Below are 24,398 nucleotides of genomic sequence, written 5' to 3'. Positions count from 1 at the left end.
GGCCATCGGACGTCACCATAAGAGACCAGGCCTCAACCAATTTTCGTCAGGTCCCCGGGGGCGGGAGAACCCGCGGGGCCGTCTCATGTTAGTCGGCGATGCGCCGGCTATGGCAGCTGGGCTGGTGGCCGGAGGGGTCTTACTGGCCGTTGGGGGTTTTGCTGCGCTGGTAGTGCCGGCGCGCTTTCATGCGGTTGCCGCAGATGGCCATCGAGCACCAGCGCGCGGTGTTGGGCTTGCTGCGGTCGATCAGGAAGAGCCTGCAGTCGGTGTTGGCGCAGGGCCGAAGCCGCCCGGGGCTGGTGATCCGTAACGCATCCCAGGCCAGAATCACGCGCGCCACGGCTGCACAGCCCTGATGTGCGGACAGCGTCCAGGCGATCCCGTCATCGGAGATCGCGGGGGACAGTCCCACGCCCTTGAGGAACGGCTGCAACTCCTGCGGGGCCAGATCGCCGCGCACCACGGACTGCAGAGCGTCGCGGACCTCGATGAGTTCGTGGAGCGCCTCTTCGGTCAGCGCCACGTCGTGCGCCGCCAGCCACGCCCGCGCCGTGGCCGGTTCGTCGAGCTCGTCATGGGGAACCCCCTCGATCACCGGGGTGCTGTTGAGCAGGTCCAAGAGCAGGGCCTCATCGGCGGGCCCGGCCGCAACGATCTCCATATAACCTCCAAAATGCCATTGACAGGTTACACCACGAGTGTTTGACTCCTAACTATCAAAAATAGATTAAGGGGTTAGTCATGGTTCCTGTTGTGCGATACCGCTACGCCACCGTCGACGGGCGACGGCTGTTCTACCGGGAGGCCGGGCGCAGCGACGCGCCCGCGATCGTGCTGCTGCACGGCTTCCCCACCAGCTCGTACATGTTTCGCGATCTGATCACCCGGCTGGCCGGCGACTATCGCGTGATCGCCCCCGACCACCTCGGCTTCGGATACTCCGAGATGCCGACGGTCGCCGAGTTCGACTACACCTTCGACAATCTGGCGCAGCTGACGCAGGGACTGCTCGATCAACTCGGCCTGACCCGCTACGCGATCTACGTGCAGGACTACGGCGCGCCCATCGGCTGGCGGCTTGCGCTGGGCCGGCCCGAGTCCATCAGCGCGATCGTGACCCAAAGCGGCAACGGCTACGACGAGGGCTTCGTCGAGGACTTCTGGAACACTATCTGGGACTACCAGCGCGAGCAGTCCGCGGGCACGGAGGCGGCGATCCGCACGGCGCTGGGCATCGAGTCGATCAGATGGCAGTACCTGACCGGCGCGCCGGACGAGTCGCTGGTCAGCCCCGACACCTGGACGCTCGACGGTGCGCTGCTGGCCCGGCCGGGCAACGACCAGATCCAGCTCGCGTTGTTCCGGGACTACGCCACCAACGCGCCGATGTATCCCGCGCTGCACGACTACCTGCGCACCAGCGGTGTCCCGGTGCTCGCCGTCTGGGGGAGTGGGGACCCGATCTTCGGGCCGGAGGGCGCCGTGGCCTTCGGCCGGGACGCACGCGACGCCGAGATCCACCTGCTTGACGGGGGCCACTTCCTTTTGGAGACCGCCGTCGAGGAGGTAGCCGCCTTGATCAACGCCTTCCTGGGGCGCGTCATTCACTGACGTTTCCGATGACGAATCAGCCTGAACATCAACGACATGTGAGGAGAAGAGCAACATGGCTACGCCAGAGCAACCCGCAGGACCGGCGGTGGTGCGCGAAGCCCCGGGTGGTCCCACCATGCAGGCGATCATTCTGGACGGCTTCGGCGGACTGGACGCCCTGACCTACGCCGACGTCCCCAAACCACTGCCCCGGCACGGGGAGGTGGTGATCCGGGTCAAAGGATTCGGCATTAACCACGCCGAGATGCACATGCGACGCGGCGAGTGGGCCGAGGCCGCCGAGATCAGCGGTATCGAATGCATCGGGATCGTCGACTCCTGCCCCGGTGGTGAATTCCCGGTGGGCGCCAAGGTCGCCGCGTTGATGGGTGGGCTCGGCCGCACCATCAACGGCAGCTACGCGCAGTTCACTCGGGTGCGCGTCGGCAACGTCGCCCTGATCGAGAGCGACCTGTCGTGGGATCGCCTGGCCGCGCTGCCCGAGACCTACGCCACCGCATGGACCTGCTTGTTTCGCAACCTGAACCTGACTGCCGGGCAGACGATCGTGATCCGAGGCGCCACCTCATCTTTCGGCCAAGCCGCGGTGAAGCTGGCCGTGGAAGCCGGCGCCCGGGTGATCGCGACCACCCGCAGCCGGGAACGGTTCGGGCTGCTGGAGTCGCTCGGGGCCGCGCGCGCCGAGCGTGAAGTGCCCGACCTGGGCAGCCGCATCGCCGAGGCCAAGCGCATCGACGCCGTGCTCGATCTCGTCGGCAACAGCACCATCCTCGACTCCCTGAACATGCTGCGCCGGGGCGGAACGGCGTGCTTGGCCGGCTGGCTCGGCGGGCTCGATCCCCTCACCGATTTCAACCCCCTGCTGCAGATGGCCAGCGGAGTCAACCTCAGCTTCTTCGGCAGCTTCGTGTTCGGCACTCCCGGCTTTGCGCTGGCCGATGTCCCGCTGCAGGAGATCGCCGACAAGGTTCGCCAGGGCCGGCTCGAGGCGACGCCGGCTCGCGTCTTCGCCTTCGATCAGATCCGCGAGGCGCATCGGGTCATGGAATCGGGCGAAGCCGAGGGAAAAATGGTGGTCCTGGTCGACTGAGGTCTCGGAAAATGCGAGGGTGCACTCATGAGAATCGCGGTCGCCGGTGGAACGGGCAAAACTGGACGCAACGTTGTCGAGTGTCTCCGCGGTCACGGGCACGATCCAGTGATTTTGGCCCGCGCACACGGAGTGGACCTGTTGGAGAACGTCGGTCTGGACGCCGCGCTTGAGGGTGTCGAGACCATCATCGATGTCGCCGATTTCGCCACCATGAACGCCAAGAAGGCCCGGGCGTCCTTCGGTACTGCGACGGCGAATCTGCTGGCCGCCGCGCAGCGCAACGGCGTCCGCCACCACGTCGCCTTGTCGGTCGTCGGGAGCGACCGCGTGCCCTCCGGCTACTACCAGGGAAAGCAGCACCAGGAGGAGTTGATCCGGGCCGGCACCGTACCGTGGACGATCCTGCGTGCCACCCAGTTTCACGAGTTCGCCGACCAGATCCTGGGGCAGGTGCCCGGCCCGATCGCGGTGATCCCGACCATGCGCTCACAACCGATCGCCGTCAGTGAGGTCGCCGCCCATCTGTGCACCCTTGCCGTGGGCGAGCCCCAGCAGATGGCGCCAGAACTCGCGGGCCCCCAGGTGGAGTCGATGGTCGACATGGCTCGGCGGTTGCTGCGCCGCCTCAAGCAGCGCCGGCCGGTGATCCCGCTACGGCTGCCCGGTGCGGTGGGCAAGGGCATGGCCGGCGGTGCGCTGCTGCCCACGCACCCGGGGCCGCGCGGCCAGCAGACATTCGCCGAGTGGCTGGACGCACACGTTCCGGCCGTTCGGTGAGCGGCATGTCGTCAGTCCACCGCCTCTGCCTGATCGTGTTGACCCTCTTCGGGCTCAGCCTTGGGCTGTGGGCGTATTTCGCCCCGCTGCACTGGTACACCACATTCCCCGGCATGGGCATGACCTGGCTGCCGGTACTGGGTCCCTACAACGAGCACCTCGTCAAGGACGTGGGCGGCATGTTCTCGGCGCTGGGCGTACTCAGCGCGCTGGCCGTGTACCACCTGCGCAACCGTGCCGTCGTCGTCATCACCGGGGTCAGCTGGTCGATCTTCAACCTGTCGCACCTGATCTACCACCTCGGCATGCTGCACATGTACGGACCGCGCGACGCAGCCCTCAACGCGGTGGGGCTGAGCCTGCTGCTGCTGGTATCGCTTGTGCTGCTTGTGCCAGCGCGCGGGCCCGCAGGAGGTTAGATTTCCGGTGACGTGGTGCACCACCGCACCCCGCTCCGGGCGACGGCACCGAGGACTCACATGACACAGGACTACGACGTCGTGGTGATCGGCTCCGGTTTCGGGGGCAGCGTGTCCGCCCTGCGCCTGACCGAGAAGGGATACCGGGTCGGCGTCATGGACATGGGGCGCCGGTGGCAACCCACCGATTTCCCGCCCAACAACTGGCACGTCCGTAAGGCCATGTGGGCCCCCAAACTCGGGTGCTTCGGCCCGCAGCGGCTGACTGTCTTGGGCAAGACGTTCATCGCCAGCGCCGTCGGAGTCGGCGGCGGCTCGCTGATCTACGGCAACACCCTCTACGAGCCGCTGGACCGGTTCTTCGATGACCCGCAGTGGGCACACATCACCGACTGGAGAGATGAGCTCGCGCCGTACTACGACCAGGCCCGAAGGATGCTCGGGGTGACCCCCACTCCGCACACCACCCCGGCCGACGAGGTCTTGCGTGCGGTGGCCCGCGATCTCGGGGTCGAGGACACCTACCACCCCACCAACGTGGGGGTCTTCTTCGGCGACGAGCCTGGAAAGACCGTCGCCGATCCGTTCTTCGGTGGGGCAGGGCCGCGCCGCACCGGGTGCATCGGTTGCGCGCAGTGTTTTACCGGCTGCCCGCATGGGGCCAAGAACACCACCGAGACCAACTACCTGTACCTGGCCGAACGCGCCGGTGCGCAGATCCATCCGATGACCATGGTCACCGACGTGCGCCCGAACGGCGACGGCTATGTCGTCAGCACGGTGCGCACCGGCCGCTGGGTGCGCAAGCGCAGGCAGGACTTCACCGCCGGACAGGTGGTGTTCGCCGCCGCGTCGCTGGGCACCCAGCGGCTACTGCACAAGCTGCGCGACACTGGCTCACTGCCGCACCTCTCGGACCGGCTGGGCGAGCTCACTCGCACGAACTCCGAGGAGGTGCCCGTGGTGTTCGCGCCCGATCGCGATGACTTCGCCCAGGGCGTGGCAATCACCTCCTCGATCCATCCCGAGGCCAACACCCATATTGAGGTATGCCGCTACGGCAAGGGCTCGAACCTGCTGTCGATGATGGGCACCCATCTGATCGACGGCGGACCGTGGCGATTCGCGCGGCTCATGCTGACCATCGCACGTCACCCGGCGATGATGCTGCGCAGCATGTTCCCGCGCAACGCCTCGGCGCACTCGATCATCGTGCTGGTGATGCAGTCCCTGGACAATTCGCTGACCACCTACCGCAAAAGGGGTCTGTTCGGCACCCGAATGACCGCCAAGCAGGGTGTGGGCGAACCCAATCCGGATTGGATCCCGACCGCTCACGATGTTGCCCGCCGGATGGCCGACAAGGTTGGCGGCATCGCCGGAGGTACTTATCTCGATGCGCTCAACATCCCCCTGACGGCGCACTTCATCGGCGGCTGCCCGATCGGTGACTCGGCGCAGTCCGGCGTCATCGATCCCTATCAGCGGGCCTACGGGCACCCCGGCCTGCACGTCGTCGACGGATCGGCGATCACCGCCAATCTGGGCGTGAACCCCTCGTTCACCATCACCGCCCAGGCGGAACGGGCGATGGCGTTGTGGCCCAACAACGGAGAGCCGGACTCCCGCCCGCCGTTGGGGGAGCCCTACCGGCGCATCGCACCGGTCCGGCCGCTGCACCCGGCCGTGCCCGAGAGCGCCCCGGGCGCGCTGCGGCTTCCGCTGTCGCCGGGCTGATCGCAGCGATATCGTTTCAACCGTCATGAAACCGGATGAGGACGCTGCTGCGCGAGAAGCGCTGGAGTCGCTGCTCGCAGCTGACATGCGGGAGCTCGCCGCCGAATCCGAACAGATCGGTCAGCGGTTCGCCGGTTCCCATCACGTTCGACAGGCCGACTTCCGCGCCCTGCTGCACATCATGGTCGCTGAGACTGCCGGAACCCCAATCGGTCCCAGCGAGCTGCGCCAACGCATGGGACTGTCGGGTGCGGCCATCACGTACCTGGTCGACCGTCTCATCCAGTCCGGCCACGTGCGGCGCGAAGCGCACGCCTCGGATCGACGCAAGGTCGCATTGCGCTACTCCGAACTCGGCTTGAACACCGCGAGAGCGTTTTTCACCCCGCTGCAAGGTCACACGCAGCGCGCGCTGATGGAGTTCTCCGACGCCGATCTGCAGACCACGCACCGAGTCTTGGCTGCCGTCATCTCCGCCATGCGACAGTTCGACTCCGAGCTGGGGAAGTAGTGCCGGTCCTGCTGTGGTACCGCCGAGATCTGCGCGTCGACGACTTGCCCTCACTGTCGGCCGCGCTCGCCGACGACCCTGAGGTGTTGGCCTGCTTCGTGCTGGATCCGCAGCTGGAGAACTCGGCGGGGCACCGTCGACTGCAGTACCTCGGCCAGTCTTTGCGGCACCTGCGCGATGACCTCGACGGTCGGCTGCTGATCACCCGCGGGCGCCCGCAGGAACGGATCCCGCAGATCGCGGCCGAGATCGGTGCGTCGGCGGTGCATGTGTCCGAGGAATTCGCACCCTACGGACGCCGGCGCGACGCGCGGGTGCGCGCCGCACTCGGCGGCATACCACTGGTGACCACCGGCTCGCCCTACCTGGCCTCCCCCGGACGAGTCGTCAAAGACGACGGGACTCCCTACCGGGTCTTCACCCCGTTCTTTCGCCGGTGGCGTGAGCACGGCTGGCGCCGACCGGCGACCTCACGACCTGACTCAGCCCACCTGATCGACCCGCTCGACCTGCCCGGCGAGTCCGCTCAACCGGTGGAGATCCCCGATTTCGGCGGCCGGCTGGACTTTCCCGCCGGGGAAGCGGCGGCGCTCGAGCACTGGCAGGCGTTCGTCAGCAGCGGGCTGCAGCACTACGAGCAGGATCGCGACCGGCCCGACCGCGTGGGTGGCAGCGGCATGTCGATCTACCTGAAATTCGGCAACATCCATCCGCGCACCATGGCTGCCGACCTGGACCTGAAGAAGCCGGGTGCCGCGGCGTATCTGCGGCAGCTGGCCTTTCGGGATTTCTACGCCTCCGTGCTGCACTTCTGGCCCCGCAGTGCCTGGCACAACTGGAACCGGGACTTCGACGCCATCGAGACCGACACCGATGCGCAGGCGCGCCGTCGCTTCGAGCGCTGGAAGGCCGGGCAGACAGGTTTTCCGATCGTGGACGCGAGCATGCGGGAACTGCGCGAAACGGGCTTCATGCACAACCGGGTTCGCATGATCGTGGCATCGTTCCTGGTCAAAGACCTGCATCTGCCCTGGCAGTGGGGCGCCCGCTGGTTCATGGATCAACTGATCGACGGCGACGTGGCCAACAACCAACACGGCTGGCAGTGGTGCGCGGGCTGCGGCACCGATGCGGCGCCCTATTTCCGGGTCTTCAACCCGACGTTGCAGGGCAGCAAATTCGACCCCGACGGCGCCTACGTGCGCCGCTGGGTTCCCGAACTTGCCGACCTTCCCGACGCGCACCTGCGACGATCCGCACCGCCGGAGGGATACCCCCCACCCATGGTGGACCACGGGCACGAGCGTGCCGAGGCGCTGCGCCGGTACCAAAACCTTAGTAATTCATAAATTGAATGATTCAGTAATTGAATAGAGTTGCCCGGTCGGACTACAGTCGATGTTCTACCGACCGCACGCGGCTGGCCGCTGTGCGCCATGGCAGAAGCGGAGGGCAAGCATGAGCGGAATCCTCTCGGCGGCAGGTGCCGCCCTTGCGGGAGTCGGATCGGTGGTCGGCGTCCGCAACGGAACCGAAGAACCTCCCTTCACCGTGCAACGACGCACACCCGATGTGCAGATCCGCCGCTATGCCGAGCGCGTCGCGGCGGAAACCGTGGTCGACGGCGACGAGGAGAGGGCGCGCAGCACGGGCTTTCGGCGCCTGGCCGGCTACATCTTCGGCGGCAATCACTCGCGGACCAAGATCGCGATGACGGCCCCCGTCGCCCAGGACCCCGCGGCTCCGACGGGAGAGAAGATCTCGATGACCGCGCCCGTCGCCCAGCAATCCGGCGCCCCGGGCCAATGGGTGATTCGCTTCTTCATGCCGACCGGCGTCGACCTGGAGTCTTTGCCCGAGCCCGACAACGCCCTAGTGAAATTGGTGCGGGTACCGGCGGAGACCGTCGCGGTGCACACCTTCTCCGGTGACCGTGGTCGTCGTGCGGTTGAGCGGCACACCGCGACGCTGCTGAATGCCCTCAAAGACCTGCACTGCGAACCCGTCGGCATACCGCAGGCGTGGTTCTACGATCCGCCCTGGACTCTCCCGATGTTTCGCCGCAACGAGATTGCGGTAACTGTCACGCAGAACGACTGATCAACAAGGAGTCACGTGCGCATCTCAACCCTGCTCGGCACCGGCGCCGCCGTCACCGCGGCGGCTGTCACGGGAAGCATCGCCACTACCCCAGCGGTCCAATCCGACTGGTACGAAGACCTTGCCAAGCCCGCATATCAGCCACCGCGACAAGCCTTTCCGATCGTGTGGCCAGCGCTTTACGCCGACATCGCGGCGGTCTCGGCAGACACCATCGATGAGCTCGCCGAACGCGGAGACGTTGCGCAGCGACGGTCCTACATCGCGGCGCTACTGCTCAACCTCGTTCTGAACGCGGGCTGGTCGTGGCTGTTCTTCAATCGCCGCCGCCTGGGGCCCGCCACTGCCGTCAGCGTTGCGCTGGCGACCAGCAGTGCCGATCTGGCGCGCCGGGCCGTTGCCGTTCGGGGCGCACGGGCGCTGCCCCTGGTGCTGTACCCGCTGTGGGTCAGCTTCGCCACCGTGCTGTGCGGACACATCGCGGTACTGAATCGCCGCCGCTAGAGACTCACTGCGGGGCCGACCGCCCCAGCAGGTGGCGCAGCAGGGGCTCGAGCTCGGGCATCCGGAATGGGTGACCGGCGTCGTTGAGACGGCCTGGCAGTGCGCGCTGGCTGGCACAGGCCAGTTCACGAGCCCCTTGCGCACCGAGCAAAAGTCGCGGTCCCAGACCCGGTACCGGCAGTGCGGTCGGTCGGTGCAGCACGCGACCGAGCGCCTTGGTGTAGTCGGCGTTGCGTGCGGGGTTCGGGGCGACCGCGTTCACCGGTCCGGAAAGGGCGGTGTCCCACAGTGCTCGGTGGTAGATGTCGATCAGGTCGTCGATGCCGATCCACGGAAGCCACTGCCGGCCGCTGCCGAGCCGGCCGCCGAGCCCCGCCGCGAACAGGGGCCGCATCAGGCGCAACGTCCCACCGCGCGGGGACTGCACGATGCCGGTGCGCACCCGCACCACCCGGGCCCCGGACTGTTCCGCCGGCGCCAGGGCGTCCTCCCAGTCCGCAACGACGTCGGCCAGAAAACCGTCGCCGCGCTCGGCGTCTTCGGTCAGCACGTCGTCACCGCGGTCATAGCCGTAATAGCCGACCGCCGACGCGCAGATCAGCACGCGCGGTCCCGCGGGGTTGCCGGCGACCAACTCGGCGAGCTTGCGGGTGGGCCCGATTCTGCTGTCGCGGATCTGGCGGCGGTGCTCGGCGGTGAACCGCCCAGCGATCGAGGCCCCGGCCAGATGAATCACCGCGTCGACTCCGGTCAACAGGTCGTCGGCGGGGTCATCGGGATTCCACTGCCGCTCATCAGGATTGCGTGCAGCATGGCGGACCAGGCGGATCACCCGGTGACCGCCGGTGCTCAAGAACGCCACCAATGCCGAACCGACCAGCCCGGTCGCGCCGCTGATCGCCACGGTCTGCGATTGCAGGCCTGCCTGGGCGGCACGCTGATGCGCGGCCAAGTCGTCGGCGAGCTGGCGATGCCGGTAGACGAACATCGGCCGCAGCAGGGCGCCAGGGATGGGGGTGTCCACGTGGTCGATCACCCGGGTGCGACCGTCGCCCAGATCCTCGAACTCGTGGGTGTGCGTCCAACTGAGGGTGGCGCGGGTGGGAAGTGATGCCAGCCCGTGCCCGCCGAGCGCGTCGACGAATCGCGCGGGCGGGTCGTAGCCGTCGGGCTGGTGTTCGGCGACCCACCGGAGTCCACCGGGAAGAGCCAGTACTGCTGTCCCATCGCGCAGCGAATCGGCCTCGCTCACCAGGTGCATCGGCTGCCACGGCGGACTCAGCCGCGTGAACGCGCCCGGACTCTCATGCCATGCGAAGACCTCCGCGCGCGGAGCGGCAACGGTGCTGGAGAAGTCCACACTCATGCCTCGACGCTACTTGGCGAATTCGGTTGCGCAAGAGGCGTCGGCGAGCTTCCCGCGAAAACCGACCACCGCGCCCGCGGCTACGAATCACTGTCACAGCCACGACGTCAGGCCGGAGGAGCAGTCATGATCACCATGCAGCGTGAGGTGAGCAGTGACGTCGCGCAGGATGTGGCTTTTGCCTACCTCGCCGATTTCACCACCACCGAGCAGTGGGATCCAGGGACCATCACGACGGTGCGCGTCTCGGGAGATGGCGGGGTGGGAACCCGCTACCAGAACACGTCCCGCTTCGCCGGGCGGGTGAGCACCATCGACTATGTCGTCACCGCGCTGCGGCCCGGCCATTCGATCGACCTACGCGGCGAGAACTCCTCCGTCGTCGTCTGCGACACCATCACCGTCACCGCGCGGCAGACCGGCTGCCTGATCACCTATCGGGTGCGGTTCGCCTTTCAGGGGTGGCTGAAATGGATCGAGCCCTCGCTGCGCCTAGCCGTGACCCGGCTGCTCGACGACGGCGTCCGCGGACTTCGGAAGGAGCTGCGGCGCCTCGGCGACCAGGAGACCTGAGGGCGCCGGCGATCGGTGGCCGCACTCGTTGAGGACTTTGGAGAGTTGTTCCAGGCCTTCAGCGCGATGACCTAAAGTTCGCTGCCCCGACGTGGTGGGCGGGGGACCAGCCTCGGCACGCGGTCGATCACATCCTGGTATTCGGGCCGGCGCTGCAGGCTGCGCTCCTCCATCATCGGAATGCTGGCACCCAAGAACATCGCCACCATCGCCAGCACACCGAAGAACATCAACCAGGCCGCAGCCGGAGCGGCAGCAACGCCGAACAGCGCGCACGCAAACCAGAAACTGATCTCACCGAAGTAATTGGGGTGGCGCGACCACCCCCATATCCCGCGATCCATCGCAGTGCCCGGCTCCCGATCGCGCACGAACCGGTGCAATTGCACGTCCGCCACCAGTTCCAGCAGCACGGCGGCGATGCCGATGGCGAAGGCCAGCACCGAAAGCCAGACCAGGCCCCGTTCCGGCCGTGTCACGGCGACATACACCGGCACCAGGCCGATGAACACCTGAAAAGTGGGCACCAGGTGGATGGCGAACAGGTCCGCGGCGAACTCCCAGCGTCCCGCACGTTGGCGCAACAGCGGATATCGCCAATCCTCATGGTGCATACCGGGAAAGCTCCACACCCAGTTTCCGGTGAGCCGCACCGCCCACAGCAGCACCACCACAGCGATCAACACGCAACGCGCGGTGTCGACATCAGGGCGGGACTGCAACCACCAATAGGCCACCAACAGCGGCGGAATGACGCTCCAATAGGCGTCGTAGAAGCTGGAGTTGCCGAAGCACCTGCTGAAGACGAAGACCACCACGGTGGCCAACACGTCGGCGATCAACGTATCGAGCCAGAGCCGCCCGGTGCCGGGACCCCATACCAGCCACGCGGCGGCGACGCCGATCGCGACCACGTAGGCCGCGCCGATCAGCGACAGGGACGCCGCCTTACCCATCGCCGGCCTCACCATGTGGTCACGCGGCTTCGGTCTGTCTGTGTCAGCGGATGCATCTGCCTTCATCTCGAACAGGGTGCCGGCCGGGCGCGCCGGGCCAACACCGGGTGAGCTCTCGACGCTACCGGCAGAACCAGGCGGCGCAACCGGTTTCGACCGGCCCGTCGCCTCATCCCGACCACAACCCGCGCGGCTCCGAATAACTTCCATGCACAGTGCACCGCAGGAACAGCGGTCGATCGCCGTAGTCGGCAGCGGCATAGCCGGGCTGACGGCGGCCTACGTCTTGTCTCGCCGCAACCGGGTCACGCTCTTTGAGGCCGACTCTCGTTTGGGCGGTCATGCCCACACCCACCTGGTCGAGGGCGACGACGGTCAGCGGCTCGCCGTCGACTCGGCTTTCCTGGTCTACAACGATCGGACCTACCCGACGCTGTGTCGGCTGTTCGGAGAACTCGGAGTGCACGGCACCGAAACCGAGATGTCCCTGTCGGTGCGCAACGACGCCACCGGCCTGGAATACGCCGGTGCACGAGGGCTGGGCGGCCTGTTCGCCTCGCCGCGGACGCTGCATCCCCGCAACCTGCTGATGCTGGGCGAGATCCGGCGTTTCCACTCCGCGGCCAACGCGGTGCTGCAGCAGCCGGACAACGACGACCTGGAGACCCTCGAAGCCTTCCTGCGGCGGCACAACTTCTCCGCCCACTTCAGGACCAACTTCATGGCACCGCTGGTGGCGGCCGTGTGGTCCTGCCACGCCGGCGAGGCGCTGAGCTACCCCGCCCGTTACCTGTTCACGTTTCTGGAGCACCACGGGATGCTGTCGGTGTTCGGATCACCGAAATGGCGCACTGTGACCGGTGGCTCGATCAACTACGTGCAGCGCATCGCGGCGAGGCTTGACGAGGTTCTGACCAACGCTGCCGTGCACTCCCTGCGCCGCGTCTCCGACGGGGTGCTGGTGGACGCGCGGGGATCGCAGCAGCGGCATTTCGACGCCGCGGTGGTGGCCGTCCACCCCGACCAGGCCCTGCGCCTACTCGATCGGCCCACCGCCCGCGAACGTGCCGTGCTCGGGGCCATGCCCTATTCGACGAACCACGCCCAACTGCATACGGACGAATCGATGCTGCCCCGCCACCGGCGGGCCCGGGCGTCGTGGAACTACCGAGTCGCCCCGGACCGCCCGGGGGTGCTGGTGACCTACGACGTGAGCCGGCTGATGCGGATCGAGTCCCGTCGGCGCTTCCTGGTCACCCTGGGCGGATCAGACCTGATCGACCCGCGCTCGGTGCTGTCCGAGATGACGTACCACCACCCGCTGTTCACTGCGGAGTCGGTCGCTGCCCAACGGCGGCTTCCCGAACTCGGAGATGACCGGATCGCGTTTGCCGGCGCCTACCACGGCTGGGGCTTTCACGAAGACGGCGCCGCCTCCGGGGTGCGGGCCGCGTGGCGGCTGGGCGCGGACTGGACACCGGCGACCGCGTGCGACCAGGCGCGCGCATGCTGACCCCCGCGATCTACCGCACCACGGTCACGCACCGGAGAAGGACTCCGGTGTTCCATCAGTTCACCTACCCCAGCTACAGCTGGTACGTCGACATCGATGAGCCACCCCGGTTGCCCCGGTGGTTGCGGCCGTTCGCGGTGTTCGACGCGAGTGATCACCTGGCGGGCAGCAGCGGTGACACGCTGCGCCAGCGCGTGGAGCGATTTCTCGCCCAACGCGGCGCCCCCGCGCCCGCGGGCCGCATCTACGCCCTGCTGCAGGCGCGAGTCGCGGGCTACGTGTTCAATCCGATCAGCCTGTTCTGGTGCCACGACCGTGACGAGCAGCTGCAGCACGTGATCGCCGAAGTGCACAACACCTACGGTGAACGCCACGCCTACCTCTTGCCGCCGGCCGAGACGCCGGTCCAGGTGGCCAAGCAGTTCTATGTCTCGCCGTTCAATCCGGTGGACGGCCACTATCGGGTCCGGGCTCCGCGCCCCGGTGCCGACGTGGACATCAGCATCGCGTTATACCGCGCCGAGGAGCCGGTGTTCGACGCGAGCATGCGCGGTACGGGATACCCGGCCACACCCCGTCGCGTCGCCCGCATGCAACTGGTCGCGCCGTTGGCGCCGCTCGTGGTTGCGGCGCGGATTCGCCTGCAAGGCATCACGTTGTGGATGCGCGGGCTTCCGGTGGTGAAGCGATGACTACCGCATCAGACCTGCATCCGGTGATCGGGGTCGATCCGAACCGGTGGCCGCAGTTGGCGCGCGTGCCCTCGGGGCCGCGGGCAGCCGTATCCGCCGCGGTGGTGCATGCGTTGCTGCGACGTACCGCGGGGCGCCTGCCGGTCCGACTGGTCTATCCCGGTGGCGAAAGCTACGGGGCGCTCGACGCTGCGGCCCCGGAGCTGGTGATCCGTGATCCAGATCGCATGGCCAGACGCATCGGAGGCTCCGGACTGATCGGTTTCGGCGAGGCGTACATGGCCGGCGAGTGGGACTCGCCCGACTTGGTGGCGCTGCTCAGTGTCTTGGCCGGCTCGATGGGCGAGCTGGTCCCGGCGTTTCTGCAGCGGTTACGGCCGCTGGTGCTGGCCCGGCAACCGCGGTCACGCAACACCCTCACTCGCGCCCGCCGCAACGTGTCGGCACATTACGACCTGTCCAACGAGCTGTTCGCGTTGTTCCTCGATGAGACCATGACGTACTCCAGCGCGCTGTTCGATCAGCTCCCCGGAACCTGGCACGACGTCGCGGACGCCCAGCGCCGCAAGATCGATCGTCTGCTCGACACGGCGGCCGTCGGTCCGGGCAGCCGGGTGCTGGAAATCGGCACGGGGTGGGGCGAGCTCTGCCTGCGCGCGGCGGCCCGCGGCGCATCCGTGCGTTCGCTGACCCTGTCACGGCAGCAACAGCTGCTCGCCCGGCAGCGGGTGGCCGCCGCGGGCTTCGCCGACCGGGTCGAGATCGAGCTGCGGGACTACCGCGAGGTCACCGGCAGCTACGACGCCGTGCTCTCGGTGGAGATGATCGAGGCGGTCGGCTATCGGGGTTGGCCAGGGTACTTCCGGGCGCTGGAACGCCTGACCGCCCCGGGCGGCCGGGTCGCGATTCAGGCGATCACGATGCCGCATGACCGGATGCTGGCCAGCCGAAACACGCTGACCTGGATCCAGAAGTACATCTTTCCCGGCGGTCTGCTGCCTTCCACCCAGGCGATCATGGACATCACGGGCTATCACACGGGCCTGCGTACCGTCGACATGCGCTCTTTGCGCCCGCACTATGCCGACACCCTGCAGCTGTGGCGGGAACGCTTCCAGGACAACGGTGCCGCCGTCGCGGCCCTGGGCTTCGATGAGGTGTTCTCCCGGATGTGGAACTTCTATCTGGCGTACTCCGAAGCGGGCTTCCGCTCGGGATATCTGGATGTCTACCAGTGGACGTTCGCCACGTCGGACCCACGGCAGCGGTGAACAGATGCGGATTCCCGCCGCCTCCGAGTCCCTGCAGGAATGGTTCCCAACCGTCCCACCTGGGGCGACGGGGCGGCTAGGCTGTCGTCCGATGAATCAGATCGCGGATGCCTCTGAGCTGGATGCGGTGCTCCACCGGGTGGCGGGGGGAAGTCTTGCCGACTTCGCGACCCTCTATGACCGCACGGCCTCGCGCGTGTACGGGTTGGTGCTGCGGGTCCTGCGTGACACCGGCTACAGCGAAGAGACCACGCAAGAGGTCTACCTGGAGGTGTGGCGCAACGCCGGCAAATATGACCCGGCCAAGGGCTCGGCCCTCGCCTGGCTGCTGGCCATGGCGCATCGCCGCGCGGTGGACCGGGTTCGCTCCGAACAGGCTGCCGGACTGCGGGAATCGCGTTACGGTGCCGCCAGCGCCGAACCGGCCGCCGACGTCGTCGTCGACGCTGTGATCGTCGGCGACGAACAGCAGCGCGTCGTCGAGTGCCTGGGCGGGCTGCCCGAGAAGCACCGGGAATGCGTCGAGCTGACGTACTACACCGGGCTGACCTATCGCGAGGTTTCGGAACGGCTTTCGGTCGCCACGTCCACGATCAAGACGCGGATGCAAGACGCGTTACGCCGCCTGCGTGAATGTTTGGGCATGCCATGACCGAGCCGAACAGCTTCGACCTGCTTGCACTGGCGACGCCGTATGCGCTCGACGCCGTCTCCGACGCCGAACGGCGCGAGATCGAGCGGGGGGTCGCCGACGCCCCGGCGGCTGTTGCGCGGGCCTTCGGCGCTGAGGTGTCGGCGGTGCAGGAGACGATGGCCGCCGTTGCGGCGACCACCGCGGCGCAACCTTCGCCGGCGTTGCGTGAATCGGTTCTGGGCCGAGCCGCGAAGCTGTCCGCCACGCGTTCTCGCTGGCGTACCGCGGGCATTGCCGCGGCAGCCGCGCTGGTGGTGGGCCTAGCGGCGTTCGGTGTCGGAAACCAACTCAGACCGACTGCCCCACAGTCGGTCTCGGACCGCGTGCTCGCGGCGCCCGACGTCGAGAGCGTGTCGACTCCGCTGGCCACCGGTACTGCCACGGTGCTGTTCTCCCGGGAACGCAGTGCCGGCGTCCTGGTGATGAACAATGTGCCCCCGCCCGAACCCGGCACGGTGTACCAGATGTGGCTGCTCAGCCCCCGCGGTGCGACGCTGGCCGGCACGATGGACGCCGCCGCCGTGGCACCGTCGACCACCGCGGAGATCCCCTCACTGGGGGACTCCACCGCGCTCGGGTTCACCGTGGAGCCCGATCCGGGCTCGCGTGAGCCCACCGGGCAGATGATCGTCGAGATACCACTGCGCTGAGACGAGGGGGAGCCGATGGATCTGGGGGCGGTAGTCGATTCAGTGCTGGACCGTGCCGTGGTTCCCGGCTACAGCCGCCTCGGATACCGGATCCGAGCACACTCCTGGACCGGTGACCCGGCGCCGCAGGCCTTGCGCGGCAAGACCGCGATGGTGACCGGAGCCAACAGTGGCATCGGTAAGGCGATCGCCGGGGGCCTGGCGGAGCTGGGTGCCACGGTCGTGATGGTGAGCCGAAACCGCGAGCGCATCGAAGACGCCCGCACCGAGCTGGCTGCCGAGCACCCGGATGCCGAGCTGCGTGCGGAGGTCTGCGATGTGGCCGACCTCTCCGCGGTGCGACGATTCGTCGCCGATCTCGGTACTCGCCTGCCCAGCCTCGACGTGGTGATCCATAACGCCGGGTTGCTGCCGGCCGAGCGGACCGAAACCGCCGACGGGCACGAGATCACCCTGGCCACGCATGTGCTCGGCCCGGTGCTGATGACCGAACTGCTGGTCCCCACCCTGGCCGGCTCCGCCGACCCGCGGGTCATCCTGATGTCCTCGGGCGGCATGTACACCCAGGCACTGCCCGTCGATGACCCCGAATACCGGATCGGTCCCTACCGCGGCGCGACGGCCTATGCCCGCACGAAGCGGATGCAGGTGGCGCTGACCCCGGTGCTGGCCGAACGCTGGAAACCGGAGGGGATCTCGGTCTACTGCATGCACCCGGGCTGGTCGGACACGCCGGGTGTGGTCACCTCGCTGCCGACGTTCCGCAAACTCACCAAACCGCTGCTGCGCACAGCAGAACAGGGAGCCGACACCGCGATCTGGCTGGCCGCAACGCAGCCCGCGCCGCCAACCGGCCGGTTCTGGCACGACCGGCGACAGCGCCCCGAGCACTATCTGCCGTTCACCCACGACAGCGGCGCGGACCGGGCACGCATCTGGGCGTACTGCAAGCAGGCGATCGGCCTGCACGACAGCTGAGCGGGCCGGAGCGCCGCGCCTATCCGCCGTACTGTTTGCGCAGCTGCGGTTTGACCACCTTGCCGCTGGCGTTGCGCGGCAGGTCGTCCACCACCACCAGTTCCTTCGGGTGCTTGTAGCGGGCCAGGCGCTCATTGAGGAAGGGCTCGAGGGACTCCAGCGTGATCGTCGCCGCGTCTACCGCGGCGACGATCGCCACCGGGACCTCGCCCCACTTGTCGTGGGCGCGCCCGATCACGGCTGCCTCCCGAATCAACGGGTGCTCAAACAGCACGTTCTCCACCTCGGCGCAGTAGATGTTCTCTCCGCCGGAGATGATCATGTCCTTCTTGCGGTCGACGACGTAGACGAAGCCCTCGTCGTCGACGCGAACCAGGTCGCCGGAGTGGAACCAGCCACCGGCGAACGCCTCGGCAGTGGCCTCCGGCTTGTTCCAGTAGCCCTGCATCATGGTGGGCCCGCGGTAGACGATCTCCCCGATCTCGCCGGGCGCCACGTCGTTCATCTGCTCGTCGACGACGCGGGCGGCGATCGTCGGGATCACCTTGCCCACCGAGCCCAGCTTGCGGATCGCGTCCGTGCCGTTGAGCACGCAGGTGATCGGCGACATCTCGGTCTGGCCGAACACCGCGACGTTGAGCGCGTTCGGGAAGGTCTCGGCCATGGCACGCAGCACCGTGTCCGAGGCCGGCGCCGCGCCCCAGCTGATCACCTCCAGTGCCAGATCTCGCTGCGCCACAGTCGGATCCGCGCAGATGACCTGCCACTGCGCAGGTACCAGGAACACCGAGGTGGCCCGCTCGCGCTCCCAGGCGTCCAGGGTGTCCGTGGCGTTGAATGCACCCAACGGGTGGATCACCGTCTTGGTGCCCACCATCAGATTGGGTGCGATGCTGCCCAGGCCGGCGATGTGGAACATCGGCGCCGCGCAGAAGTACACGCTGTCCGGGCTGATCTGCAGTGCCTGGATGCAGGTCAGTGACTGGGCCAGCAGATTCGAGTGAGACAGGATGGCGCCCTTGGGACTTCCCGTGGTTCCCGAGGTGTACATGATCAGCGCCGGGGTGTCTTCGGGAACGTCGGCACCGGGATGCGGGTCGCCGGTCTCGGCGATCAGGGACTCGTAGTCGTCGCCGAGCACGACGGCCACGTCCAGGCCGCTGGTGTTCTTGCGGACCGCCTGGATGAGCGGCGCGAGCAGTTCATCGGTGATGACGCCCTTGGCCCCGCTGTCGGAGACGATGTAGCTGATCTCGGGGTCGGTCAGGCGAAAGTTGACCGGAACCGCGATGGCTCCCAGGGCGTTGATCGCCAAGGTCGCCTCGACGTACTCGGTGTGGTTGAGCATCACGATCAGGACGCGGTCACCGAAGGAGATGCCCCGCCGGAACAGCGCCCCGGCCAGGCGTTGCGAACGATCGTGCAGTTGCTGCCAGGTGGTGTCGTTGCCGCGACAGCGGAAGGCGACGTCGTCGGGACGCATCTCGGCGTGGATCGCCACCTGGTTCATCCAGTGATTGCGGCGAGAGCTCAGCGGCTGCGCGGTCATTCGCCGAACACCGCCTGACGCTTCTGCAGCATCGCCGCTGCGCCCTCGAAGAAGTCGGCGGAACCGAGCAACTCGACCTGACCGGTCTTCTCCCGGGCCAGGGCGGCATCGAGCGAGGCGAGGTTGGTGGCGTTGAGGGCGCGTTTGGTCAATTCGATGGCGCGGCGCGGTCCGTGGGCCAACTTCTGGGCGGCCGCCTCGACCCGGGCATCCAGCTCCGCCTCGGTGAGCACGGCGTTGATCAGGCCGGCGTCGCGAGCAGCGGTCGCAGGCAGGCGCTCACCCAGCAGCGCCATCTCGTTGGCCACGGCCCGGCCGGCGGCAGCGGCGACCAGGGCCGTGGTGCCGCCGTCGGGCATCAAACCGATGTTGGTGAACGACAGCAGGAAGTACGCACTCTCGGCGGCGTAGATCAGATCCGCGGCCAGCGCCAGCCCCACCCCGACACCGGCGGCCGGACCGTTGATTCGTGCGATCACCGGGATCGGGCTCTCGGCCACCGAGGTCACCAGTCGGGAGGCACAGTCCATCACCTCTTCGGGGCTGACACCGCCGGCCGTGGCCGACAGGTCGGCGCCGGTGCAGAAGGCCTTGCCTTCGCCGGTGATGACGATGGCCCGCACACTCGGGTCGTCGGCCGCGCCGGCGAAGACGTCACCCAGGCCGGCCATGGTGGCGTAGTCGATCGCGTTGAGCCGGGCGGGATTGGTGATCGTCACCCGCAGCACCCGGCCGTCGCGGGTCGCGGTGAGTTTGGCGGAGCTGGCGTTCTCGGACACGGTCAGACCCACCCTTCGATGAACCGGGATTGCAGCACGTCACTTCCTCCGTGGATGAAAATGTAAATTGTGGTTAACGTATGGGCGCCGGGTCCAACAGTCAACACGGGGGTGAAAATGGCTGCTTCCCTCCCTGGCGGATCGGCGACCGCGGTGCAGCGCCGCCCCAAGGACCGCAAGGCCCAGATCGTCCGCGCCGCCGCCCGCGCCTTCAGCGAGCGGGGCTATCACGCCGTGGGGGTCGACGAGATCGCCGCCGAGGTCGGCATCTCCGGCCCCGCGCTGTATCGGCACTTCGCCAACAAATACGCCCTGCTGGTCGCCACCGCCCACTACACGGCGAGTGCGCTGGTGGCCGCCGCGCGCTCCGTCGACGATCCGAGCCGGCCCGCGCCCGAGAGGCTGCGCGCAGTCACCGCCGCGCTGATCGAGACCACCATCGCGACGCGGCGTGAGGGCGCGTTCTATCGGTGGGAGCGGCGCTACCTGCAACCGGCGGACCGCAAAGACATCCGGGCCAGCTACGACGCGCTCAACGCCGCCCTCGCCGAGCCGCTGGCGGTGATGCGCCCGGGTCTGCCCGAGGCCGACCTTGCGATCCTGGCCGCCGCGGCGCTCAGTGTCATCGGCAGCATCTCCGCGCACCGCACCCGATTGTCGTCCGCCGCACTTCAGCAGCTCCTCGGCGATCTGTGCTGGTCGGTGCTGAACGCCGAGTTGCCCCCGGCGCCGCCGGGTCCTGCCGCGCGACGCCTGGAACGCGGGCTGCCGAGCACCTCCAAACGCGAGCGGCTGCTGGCCGAGGCCATCCGCATGTTCGGCCAGCGCGGCTTCTACGAGGTCAGCATCGAGGAGATCGGCGCCGCCGCCGGAGTGAACGGCTCCAGCGCCTATCGCTACTTTCCGAGCAAGGCGGCGTTGCTGGCCGTCGCCTTCCACCGCGCCAGCGACCGTGTCCTGATGGCCATCACCGATTCCCTGGCCGAATCGAGCACCCCGCGCCAGGCGGCCTTGGGTATCGCGCGACGCTATAGCGCACTGGCGTTCGCCGCGCCCGACCTGATCAACATCTACTACGCCGAGTTCGCCAATCTGCCCGAAGCCGACCGCGTCGCGCTGCGCGCATTGCAGCGGCAGAACGTCGACGAGTGGGCGCACCTGGTGCACCAGGTCGGTGCGGGCGAGACCGAAGCGGTCTTCCGCGTCCACGCCGCCCTCGCTCTCGTGGTCGATATAGGACGCCTGGTTAACTTCGACAACCGGGAAGAGCAGCGGGCCCGGATCCATGCCCTGATGGCGGCGGTGCTCTTCGGCGATTGACCGACGTAGATTGGCGGTTGTGACGCACCAAGATGCACCGGCGGCCACAACCGTGGTGGTGGTGGGCGCGGGACTGTCCGGGTTGACCGCCGCTCGTGAGCTGCACCGAGCCGGCGTCGAGGTGCTTGTTCTTGAGGCCGCGGACCGGCTCGGCGGACGGGCGATGACCGAGACCAGCTCCTTGGGCTCTCGAGTGGACCTCGGCGGGCAGTGGATCGGCCACGACCACCACCGGCTCAAGGCGCTGGCTTCCGAGCTGGGCGCCACGCAGTTTCGGATGCACACCGCGCCGATGCCCATCGTGGTCGACCGATCACGGCGAGTGCGGACCTGGGCGCCCTCGATGCTGATGACCCTTCTCGTGCTCGTCGGCGTTGAAGCTCTCTCGCGTATCGCCAAGACGCAACGGTGGAATGCCACCACGGTCGAAGACTGGCTACGCCGAGTCCCCGGGCGGGCTCGACGGCTGCTCGGAGTCATGGCGTACATCTCGTGGACGGCCGACTTGGATCGGTGTTCCATTCACGCCATGGCGCGGAGCATCCGCCAGCAGGGCGGCTTGCGGACCATGCTGGCCACGGCCGGTGGCGCCCAGGAGTCCCTGCTCGCCGAAGGGATGGGCTCGCTGATCGAGGGCCTTGCCGCCGAACTCGGTTCGCGGGTGTTGCCGGGCCGCCGGGTCGCCTCGATCTTGCTTGGCAGCGATGGCGTCACCGTCCAGACAGCCGCGGGTGAAATCCGCGCCGCGAAAGTCATCGTGACCGTTCCGCCGCCGCTTATCGGACGAATCACCTTCGATCCACCGCTCCCACCCGGCCGAGCGGCGTTGGCCTCCGAGACCTATATGGGCTCGGTCTATAAGGGTGTGGCGGTGTATCCGCGCCCCTTCTGGAGAGAACGAATCAGTGGCGAGTTCCTGATCCTCGATGAACCCGGCCGGGTGGTGTACGACACGGGCGCACCGGGTGGTCCGGGCCACCTGTGCGTGCTTGTGGGCGGGCCCGAGGCGCGCGAGCTCGACCGCCTCGATGCGGCGGGCCGGCGTACCGCGGTGCTCGGGGTGTTGGCCGACTATCTGGGTCCTGAGGTCCTGGAACCGGCGAGCTGGCACGAAAAATCTTGGCACCTAGATGAATTCGTCGGCGGTGGCTACGTCGCCCTTGCCCTTCCGGGGACCAGTTCCGGGATCCCGCCCGTCGAGAGCGCTCCGGTCGGCGACATTCATTGGGCGGGCACCGAGACGGCGCGCGACCACCCCGGCTACCTCGAAGGCGCCATAGAATCGGGCACCCGCGTGGCGCGCGAGGTGGTCGAGGTGCTGGCCGCCTCCCGATGACGCCGAGCGCGCTCAGGCCCGGCGTTGGCCGTAGCGGCGGCGGAACTTCTCGACCTGTCCGGCGGCGTCGACGATCCGGCTCGTGCCGGTCCAGAACGGATGCGACGCCGAACTGATCTCCACGATGATCAGCGGGTAGCTCCGCGTGCCCGCCGGTGTGGGCCAGTCGATGGTGCGATCGCTGGTCACGGTGGAACGGGTCAGGAACGCCTGCCCGGTGGTGGCGTCCTGGAAGACGACGGGGCGGTAGTCGGGGTGGATGCCGGGCTTCATCGTTGGTCTCCGTCTCGGCTTCGGAACAGGGATATGTCGGCGGTGGCGGGGGAGTCCTCGCAGGGCTCCTGGTGGTGTTCGCCGAACGGATCGGGGTAGCCCGCCCACTGGTTGGGCCGACGCCACTCGCGGTCGGTGAGCAGCGCCTCCGACAGGGCCTCGCGGATCCGCTCGGGGTGGGCGCCGCAGACCAGGATCACCAGCGAGGTATGACGATCGCCGTGGCGGTGGTCCCAGATCAGGTCGGCGAACGCATGGCGTTCGGGGGATACGCGGCCGGCTTCTGCCGCCGTCATCGCGGCCAGCCACTTGCCCACCGCAGCGGTGTGCAAACCCCCGCCCGCCGACTCCAGCCAGATCGCCCGCTCGCCGCGGTTGGCCAGCCACAACCGCCCGCGCGCCCGGATCACTCCGTCGAGCAGGGCGTCAAGGGCCCCGTGCAGGCGTTGCGGGTGAAAGGGGCGGCGAGCGTGGAATTCGACCAGTTCGACCGGGCCCTCCGGGCGCAGTGGCGGCTGACCGGCCAGCAGGGGGGCATGCGGATCGTCATCGCGACCGCGCCGGGCGTTGGCGTCCAGATGCGTCAGCGCTTGCTCCAGACGATCGGTGCCCGCGGTGATGCGTGCCAACGGAGCCAGGCGGCGCAGCGCCGCCAAAGCAGTCGGCTCCGGCTCGAAGATCACCAGGGCGTCGGCGGATTCGGCTTGGCCCACCACCACCTGGGCGACGGTGCGGCCGTCGTCGAGTTCCTCGTCGCCAAGAGCCTGCGTCAGCCATAGGGAGGCATCCAGGCAGGTGACGACAGCTTCCACGGTCACATCGCGACCGGCCGGTCCGTCGATGTAGCCCGGTCCGACGCACACCCGCACATTGCGGATCGCCCAACAGATGGGCTGTGGCTCAAGCCAATCCGGCAGCTGGACGACTATGCGCGCCACGCCGGCGCACCGGTGCAACCGGCGTAACAGCACCAGCAGGTCATTGCGCAGCGTGCACGACACGCAGCCGTGCGCCAACTCCAGTGCTGAGGTCGTGGCCGCCGTCGTCGGGCGGGTGGTTTCGCGAACCACCACGTGGCCATCCAGCCGGTAGGCGACATTCGCCGTCCCCGCCTGGGACTGCAGGGCACGGGTGGCTGCGTCGGTGCCGAATTGCCCGGCCACCAGGATCACGGGGGTCCGCATCGCCCTCCTAATGAAAATCATTGTCAATAAGGCCATGTCTAGGCTAGCGGCCGGTTCGCCGCTTGTCGACAATGATTTTCAATAAGCCGGGCGGGGCGCCCTGGCGGTTACGGCCCTCTCGGCGGGTCGGGTGCGAGACCGCCGTCGGGGGCGATGTGGGCGAAAATCTGCTGCAGCAGGGTCAGGATGTGGGGGTCATCGACCGTGTAGATGTGGTGGCGCCCGTCCCGCCGGGCGTTGATCAACCCGGCCAGCCGCAGCTTGGTCAGGTGCTGGCTCATGGTCGCGACGTTGATCCCGGCCCGCCCCGCCAGGGTGGTCACGTCATAGGCGTCCTGGGCGGCCAGCCACATCACATGCAAGCGAGCCGGGCTGCTGAGCAGCGCGAACGTGCTTGCGGCGGAGGCCAGCTGGGGCTGGGTCGGCTCATCGGGCCGGGCCGCTGAATCGAATTCTTCGGGCGGCCGTTCTTCATCTTTTGCCATGGCGGCATCCATTTTGTCTCA

General features: G+C 67.9%; 26 protein-coding genes. 18 read left to right on the top strand and 8 right to left on the bottom strand.

From position 1 onward, the window contains the following. Positions 1-139: 139 nt before the first annotated feature. Positions 140-664 (bottom strand): CGNR zinc finger domain-containing protein, encoded by a 525-nt coding sequence (locus BST15_RS15475; protein ID WP_046189742.1) that lies wholly within the window; start codon positions 662-664, stop codon positions 140-142. 80 nt (positions 665-744) lie between these two features. On the opposite strand from BST15_RS15475, the gene BST15_RS15470 reads away from it, so the two are divergent. The 9 genes from BST15_RS15470 (at position 745) to BST15_RS15430 (ending at position 8,758) form a co-directional block, all read left to right on the top strand. Next, a complete protein-coding gene (locus BST15_RS15470) occupies positions 745-1,614 on the top strand; it encodes an alpha/beta fold hydrolase (protein WP_046189741.1) in 870 nt (289 codons plus the stop codon). 55 nt (positions 1,615-1,669) lie between these two features. Continuing rightward, positions 1,670-2,707, top strand: a complete 1,038-nt coding sequence (locus BST15_RS15465; RefSeq protein WP_198528315.1) for a zinc-binding dehydrogenase — start codon at positions 1,670-1,672, stop codon at positions 2,705-2,707. Between the two features lie 27 nt (positions 2,708-2,734). After that, positions 2,735-3,487 carry an SDR family oxidoreductase gene (locus tag BST15_RS15460; protein WP_046189740.1) on the top strand — a complete coding sequence of 251 codons (753 nt, stop codon included), beginning with the start codon at positions 2,735-2,737 and terminating at the stop codon, positions 3,485-3,487. A gap of 5 nt (positions 3,488-3,492) precedes the next feature. Continuing rightward, positions 3,493-3,906: a hypothetical protein gene (locus BST15_RS15455; RefSeq protein ID WP_046189748.1), complete on the top strand. Its 414-nt coding sequence runs from the start codon at positions 3,493-3,495 to the stop codon at positions 3,904-3,906. 60 nt (positions 3,907-3,966) lie between these two features. Then, a complete protein-coding gene (locus BST15_RS15450) occupies positions 3,967-5,643 on the top strand; it encodes a GMC oxidoreductase (protein WP_046189739.1) in 1,677 nt (558 codons plus the stop codon). 25 nt (positions 5,644-5,668) lie between these two features. Then, positions 5,669-6,154, top strand: a complete 486-nt coding sequence (locus BST15_RS15445) for a MarR family winged helix-turn-helix transcriptional regulator (protein WP_046189738.1) — start codon at positions 5,669-5,671, stop codon at positions 6,152-6,154. Continuing rightward, positions 6,154-7,503, top strand: coding sequence for a cryptochrome/photolyase family protein (locus tag BST15_RS15440; RefSeq protein WP_046189737.1), 1,350 nt, complete (start codon positions 6,154-6,156; stop codon positions 7,501-7,503). Before BST15_RS15445 ends, BST15_RS15440 begins: the two co-directional genes overlap by 1 nt. 109 nt (positions 7,504-7,612) lie before the next feature. Beyond that, positions 7,613-8,254 carry an SOUL family heme-binding protein gene (locus BST15_RS15435; protein WP_046189736.1) on the top strand — a complete coding sequence of 214 codons (642 nt, stop codon included), beginning with the start codon at positions 7,613-7,615 and terminating at the stop codon, positions 8,252-8,254. Positions 8,255-8,269: 15 nt separating this feature from the next. Then, complete coding sequence (locus BST15_RS15430) at positions 8,270-8,758, top strand: TspO/MBR family protein (RefSeq protein ID WP_046189735.1); 489 nt, start codon at positions 8,270-8,272, stop codon at positions 8,756-8,758. Between the two features lie 4 nt (positions 8,759-8,762). Here the strand turns inward: BST15_RS15430 and BST15_RS15425 are convergent, their stop codons facing one another. Continuing rightward, complete coding sequence (locus BST15_RS15425; protein WP_046189734.1) at positions 8,763-10,124, bottom strand: TIGR01777 family oxidoreductase; 1,362 nt, start codon at positions 10,122-10,124, stop codon at positions 8,763-8,765. Positions 10,125-10,250: 126 nt separating this feature from the next. On the opposite strand from BST15_RS15425, the gene BST15_RS15420 reads away from it, so the two are divergent. After that, complete coding sequence (locus tag BST15_RS15420; RefSeq protein ID WP_046189733.1) at positions 10,251-10,697, top strand: SRPBCC family protein; 447 nt, start codon at positions 10,251-10,253, stop codon at positions 10,695-10,697. Positions 10,698-10,768: 71 nt separating this feature from the next. On the opposite strand, the gene BST15_RS15415 is transcribed toward BST15_RS15420, so the two are convergent. Next, positions 10,769-11,668, bottom strand: coding sequence for a DUF1295 domain-containing protein (locus BST15_RS15415; protein WP_234808424.1), 900 nt, complete (start codon positions 11,666-11,668; stop codon positions 10,769-10,771). A gap of 193 nt (positions 11,669-11,861) precedes the next feature. On the opposite strand from BST15_RS15415, the gene BST15_RS15410 reads away from it, so the two are divergent. The 6 genes from BST15_RS15410 to BST15_RS15385 all read left to right on the top strand — a co-directional run bounded on the left by BST15_RS15410 (position 11,862) and on the right by BST15_RS15385 (position 17,451). Continuing rightward, the gene (locus BST15_RS15410; RefSeq protein ID WP_046189731.1) at positions 11,862-13,166 is read left to right on the top strand and encodes an NAD(P)/FAD-dependent oxidoreductase; all 1,305 of its coding nucleotides are present in this window, start codon (positions 11,862-11,864) and stop codon (positions 13,164-13,166) included. Then, on the top strand, positions 13,160-13,858 hold the full coding sequence (locus BST15_RS15405) for a DUF1365 domain-containing protein (protein ID WP_046189747.1): 699 nt from the start codon (positions 13,160-13,162) through the stop codon (positions 13,856-13,858). Before BST15_RS15410 ends, BST15_RS15405 begins: the two co-directional genes overlap by 7 nt. Continuing rightward, a complete protein-coding gene (locus tag BST15_RS15400; RefSeq protein WP_046189746.1) occupies positions 13,855-15,129 on the top strand; it encodes a class I SAM-dependent methyltransferase in 1,275 nt (424 codons plus the stop codon). Before BST15_RS15405 ends, BST15_RS15400 begins: the two co-directional genes overlap by 4 nt. A gap of 91 nt (positions 15,130-15,220) precedes the next feature. Further along, entirely contained in the window at positions 15,221-15,781 is a 561-nt protein-coding gene (gene sigK / locus BST15_RS15395; RefSeq protein ID WP_046189730.1) for an ECF RNA polymerase sigma factor SigK, read from the top strand. Further along, entirely contained in the window at positions 15,778-16,473 is a 696-nt protein-coding gene (locus BST15_RS15390) for an anti-sigma factor (RefSeq protein ID WP_046189729.1), read from the top strand. Before sigK ends, BST15_RS15390 begins: the two co-directional genes overlap by 4 nt. Positions 16,474-16,488: 15 nt before the next feature. After that, positions 16,489-17,451, top strand: a complete 963-nt coding sequence (locus BST15_RS15385) for an SDR family NAD(P)-dependent oxidoreductase (protein ID WP_046189728.1) — start codon at positions 16,489-16,491, stop codon at positions 17,449-17,451. Between the two features lie 19 nt (positions 17,452-17,470). On the opposite strand, the gene fadD5 is transcribed toward BST15_RS15385, so the two are convergent. Further along, positions 17,471-19,000: a fatty-acid--CoA ligase FadD5 gene (fadD5, locus tag BST15_RS15380; RefSeq protein WP_046189727.1), complete on the bottom strand. Its 1,530-nt coding sequence runs from the start codon at positions 18,998-19,000 to the stop codon at positions 17,471-17,473. Beyond that, entirely contained in the window at positions 18,997-19,779 is a 783-nt protein-coding gene (locus BST15_RS15375; RefSeq protein WP_046189745.1) for an enoyl-CoA hydratase, read from the bottom strand. Before BST15_RS15375 ends, fadD5 begins: the two co-directional genes overlap by 4 nt. A gap of 117 nt (positions 19,780-19,896) precedes the next feature. On the opposite strand from BST15_RS15375, the gene BST15_RS15370 reads away from it, so the two are divergent. Together BST15_RS15370 and BST15_RS15365 are read left to right on the top strand one after the other, a co-directional pair. Next, a complete protein-coding gene (locus BST15_RS15370) occupies positions 19,897-21,099 on the top strand; it encodes a TetR/AcrR family transcriptional regulator (protein WP_046189726.1) in 1,203 nt (400 codons plus the stop codon). Between the two features lie 19 nt (positions 21,100-21,118). After that, positions 21,119-22,435: a flavin monoamine oxidase family protein gene (locus tag BST15_RS15365; protein ID WP_046189725.1), complete on the top strand. Its 1,317-nt coding sequence runs from the start codon at positions 21,119-21,121 to the stop codon at positions 22,433-22,435. A gap of 12 nt (positions 22,436-22,447) precedes the next feature. Here the strand turns inward: BST15_RS15365 and BST15_RS15360 are convergent, their stop codons facing one another. The 3 genes from BST15_RS15360 to BST15_RS15350 all read right to left on the bottom strand — a co-directional run bounded on the left by BST15_RS15360 (position 22,448) and on the right by BST15_RS15350 (position 24,377). Then, positions 22,448-22,708 carry a type B 50S ribosomal protein L31 gene (locus BST15_RS15360; RefSeq protein ID WP_046189724.1) on the bottom strand — a complete coding sequence of 87 codons (261 nt, stop codon included), beginning with the start codon at positions 22,706-22,708 and terminating at the stop codon, positions 22,448-22,450. Next, a complete protein-coding gene (gene mrf / locus BST15_RS15355; protein WP_046189723.1) occupies positions 22,705-23,892 on the bottom strand; it encodes a ribosome hibernation factor-recruiting GTPase MRF in 1,188 nt (395 codons plus the stop codon). Before mrf ends, BST15_RS15360 begins: the two co-directional genes overlap by 4 nt. 107 nt (positions 23,893-23,999) lie before the next feature. Next, positions 24,000-24,377, bottom strand: a complete 378-nt coding sequence (locus BST15_RS15350; protein ID WP_046189744.1) for an ArsR/SmtB family transcription factor — start codon at positions 24,375-24,377, stop codon at positions 24,000-24,002. Between the last annotated feature and the right edge of the window lie 21 nt (positions 24,378-24,398).

This window comes from Mycolicibacter arupensis (assembly GCF_002086515.1).
In the GTDB taxonomy this organism is placed as follows: Bacteria; Actinomycetota; Actinomycetes; order Mycobacteriales; family Mycobacteriaceae; genus Mycobacterium; species Mycobacterium arupense.
Note: the sequence above shows the minus strand (reverse complement) of the source record. Positions and strands in the feature narration are given on the sequence as shown.